This is a genomic window from Campylobacter sp. BCW_4323 (genome assembly GCF_001763115.1).
Lineage (GTDB): Bacteria > Campylobacterota > Campylobacteria > Campylobacterales > Campylobacteraceae > Campylobacter_D > Campylobacter_D jejuni.
Window position 1 is genome coordinate 1 of record NZ_MJYC01000009.1, and the last position, 3,745, is coordinate 3,745.

5 protein-coding genes are annotated in these 3,745 nt (G+C 27.0%); all 5 read right to left on the reverse strand.

The window, feature by feature from the left end; genetic code table 11:
• Window positions 1-308, reverse strand: a 308-nt coding sequence (locus AJN60_RS10110; protein ID WP_407918801.1) for a bacteriophage T4 gp5 trimerisation domain-containing protein, incomplete at its 3' end; no start/stop codon positions are given.
• A 15-nt stretch (window positions 309-323) separates the two neighbouring features.
• Window positions 324-1,655 (reverse strand): hypothetical protein, encoded by a 1,332-nt coding sequence (locus AJN60_RS00425; RefSeq protein WP_186820460.1) that lies wholly within the window; start codon window positions 1,653-1,655, stop codon window positions 324-326.
• Between the two features lie 611 nt (window positions 1,656-2,266).
• Window positions 2,267-2,572, reverse strand: a complete 306-nt coding sequence (locus AJN60_RS00430) for a hypothetical protein (RefSeq protein ID WP_052950221.1) — start codon at window positions 2,570-2,572, stop codon at window positions 2,267-2,269.
• Window positions 2,573-2,574: 2 nt separating this feature from the next.
• The gene (locus AJN60_RS00435; protein WP_230100228.1) at window positions 2,575-3,045 is read right to left on the reverse strand and encodes a hypothetical protein; all 471 of its coding nucleotides are present in this window, start codon (window positions 3,043-3,045) and stop codon (window positions 2,575-2,577) included.
• Between the two features lie 116 nt (window positions 3,046-3,161).
• The coding region (locus AJN60_RS00440) for a lysozyme inhibitor LprI family protein (protein ID WP_407918808.1) at window positions 3,162-3,745 on the reverse strand (584 nt) is incomplete at its 5' end.

Sequence of the window (3,745 nt, forward strand, 5' to 3'; positions counted from 1 at the left end):
ACTCTTACTTTATTATCTACTCCTACATTTAAGGTATTGCTTAATCCTACTATGGTATCTTTAGATAAGCCTACATTAGTTAAGTATTCTCCTCCTACATTGACATTTTTAGCTAAGTCTATGATTTGAGTATGAATCTTTTTAATCCTTTCATTATAAATTCCATCTACCTTAGAATCTTTATCATTTAAAATTCTTTGAGTGAAATTATGCTGGACTAATTCATCATAATCCTTTTGGGCTTTTAAATAAATTTGTTCTTTATCTTTTATATTTGAGAGGGTAAGTTCAATGGCTTTGTTTTGTATAGTTTAAATCTTTAGTCATTTTAACACTAAATGCGTTATTCCTTGTGTTGTTTTAAAAGCAGGTGTGTTAAAATAGGCAAATAAAATTAATTGATATTTTTCATTCATATTATAAAGTATATTCCTATCATCTTGTGAAAGCATAGAAGTATTAAAGGCTATATCATTTCCTTGAAGATTTTCTAAAATCTTAATTTTAGATTGATTGCATTCTAATTCCTCTTCTTTTTTTATACAATATGCCCATTTAATTGTCTCATCGAAGAAAAATTTCTCCTCATTATTTAAGTAAGCTCTAACAAAAATAGTTTCATTGTAAGGGATTTTATCAGTAGTATTTTGCTGTTCTTTTTCTTTATAAGCTTGCAAACTTGTGATATATAAATTCTTTCTTGAATTTTTTATTTGTTTTTCATACCCATTTGCCTCAGTATCTAAATAAAGATTTTCTCCAAAATCTTGCATACTTACTTTATTTGTAAAAGTATAGCTTCCACCTTTCTTATCTGCAGAACTTAAAGAGACTATTGCCACATTTCCAATTTTATGTATTTGACTTGTGCTAAAGCCTTCTAAGGTTTTTGTAGCTATAATACATTTTGTAGCCCTTTTAAAAAAAGAAGAGTTTTCATCTAAAATTAAATCAATTTTAAAACTGCTCTTATAAATGCCTTCTTGATACTCTAACTTTAAACTTTCATAAATCCTTCTGTTCTCACAATTATGAAGAAATACTTTAGTGATGGTTTCATGATTATTTCCATTTTTATCTAAAATCTTAAGATTATTAAGTGTTAATTCAAAATTTCCCCCTCTATGTGATAAAATCTCTTCGCTACTATACCTTTCTAGTTTTAAATAGATTTTTAGCATCTTTGAAGCTTTATCTTGTAAAATTTTAAATTGATTTTCTTTAGCAAAACTGTATAATTCTATAGCATTTTCTTCATTACCAGCAAGAGCAACTTTTAAAATTCCATCGTTTTTATTAATAAAATATGATATATTGTTTTTTACTGCTTTAAAGTATATTTCATCTTCTTTTTTTAAAATAAGTTCTTCTTGGGTGCTACAAGAAAAAGCTTGTGGATTAATTGCTTGTTGTTCTTCTTGTGTTGGATCATATTTTAAATACATTAGCTCACATTGATCTTCTATCAATTTAGAACAATCTATTTTTGCTTTTGCTCCTATAAGTAAAGTAATAAAAGTATTTTTAGGTTGTTTTATTTGTATAATAGATGGAGTGGGATTTGGATAGAGTATAAGAATATTATGGGGTGTATTTGCTTCTAGTTTTTCAAACTTTTGTCTTAAAGTTTTATTAAGCAAGGTAACATTATCCAATTTATTAGCACCTAAATTCTCACAATAATTAGCAATACAATAAATATTATCTAAGCTAAAATTTTTTTGAGTGAGGGTGTTTAGGTAATCTAAATGAGGCTTAAGGATGGTAGTGATGTATTCATATGTAAATTTAAAATGCTTATCAAGATCTCTATTTTTAGAATCATTCTTAAATATCTGAATATTTTCTTGAGTTAAATTTCTTGCTTCATATTCTTCTATATGCTTGTAAATTATTTTTTTATTAAATGTGACAATATTGAGACACTGAAATATTTCTAAAATATTCTCAAAAGATATTCCATTATATAATTTAAAGATTTCCGACTCCCACCATCTCCTTTTTGTAAGTCCCAATAATTCTCTCCCATTTGAAGTGTTGGTTGCATATCGTAAATAAAACCAAATTAAAAACCTATTTTGTTGCCTAACGGCTCCTAGAAGTAATTCTCTATAATAATTATAAGCCCTAGATACCAAAGCGATTCTTTCATAAGATTTTGAAATTTTATTGTCAATTTTATTTTCATATGATTGCAGTGTTAGGGAAAATAATTTATAGGCATTATCTTGTGTTTTTAAATTAAGACTAAGTATTGTTAGTTTTTCTAGTTTTTCAATTGCTTGTGTTGTAGTAATTGCATTGTTCGCAGTTTTTCTAAAATGTCTTTTTCTTCATTAGATATTTGCCAATTATCCCCAAAAATATTTTTATATAAACAAGTGATGGTATTTAGAGAATTAACTTTTAAATCTAATCCAAAACCAACGGCTATACTTTTACCGCCATCACCATAAGGCTTTAAAAAATTACCACTCTGAAATAAAGAACTTTTTATATCTACTTCAATATTACAAATTAAAACTCCTAAAAGGATCGCATAAGTTTCATCATCTAAAGTTTCAATATTCATTATTATTCCTTTATAAACTCCATAGTCCAATCTGGATTAGTCCCTGCACCACAAGATTTAAAAATAGATAAACTTATATTACAAGATTCTATTGCATTCAAAGGATTTTTTGCTCTAAAACCTTTTTGTGTTTTTTGTAAGAGCACTTTGCACTTTTTTTCTACATTATTTTCATCTTTTATTTTTAAATGTAAAATTGCTTGATTTGGAGAAAGTATTTTTAAGTGCAATAATTTATCATATTTATGTATTTTGCAAGTAGAATATTTATGCAAAGATTCATATTCAGCCAAGCAAATTTTATTATTGCATTCTAAAAAGTGAAAAATTTGTTGCCTACTTTTTGATAAATCTATATCTTGCGAATCTATATTTTCAGAAAAACCATATACACCACTCCATTCTTGTATGTTTTGATTTGCAAAAAGTATTTGTATTAAACATAATATCAATATGACTATTTTATTATTCATACATTCTCCTTAAGCAATATATGTTTATAATTTGAATTTTCAAAAGCAATAAGAAACTTTGCACATTCTTTTTTATAATCATTTTCATTTAGCACTTCGGTATCATAAAGCATTGATTATTCCTTATGATATAAGCGATTTACACTAATTTCTGTTCCCTCTCCACAACCCATATAGCAATCTTTGGGCTTTTGCTCTGTGATTAAAATCCCATTTTTATTAAGCTCCAAGTTCAAGCTACATTTTTCTTCGTCATCATAATACGCAATGGCTTTATTATTATTTTTGATTTTAAGCTTCATTAAAACTTCTTCGCAGATATGCATATCATTAAATTCACTTTTATGGAGGATAGCCTCATATCTAGCTTCACAAATATTAAACTTATCACACTTTTTTATTGTAAAGCTCCCCATATAAAGATTTTCTTGTAATGTATAAGTCCCAAGCCACACATTGCCCGTGTGTGCTGTGTAATTTTGCAATTCTCCAACTCTATTTTGCAAAAGCTCTTTTACACATTCTTTAGATTTGCATTGATTTAGGGTTTGAAGCCATAATCGTTGCGATGTTAAAAGCTTATTTTGCTCATTTTTGTTTAGATTCTGTCTTAGTTCTTTATATGTCTTTGCCATATATCTATCAAGTTTTTGTAACTCCCCACTTTCATCATTACAAATCATCTTTTCAACCTTACTTT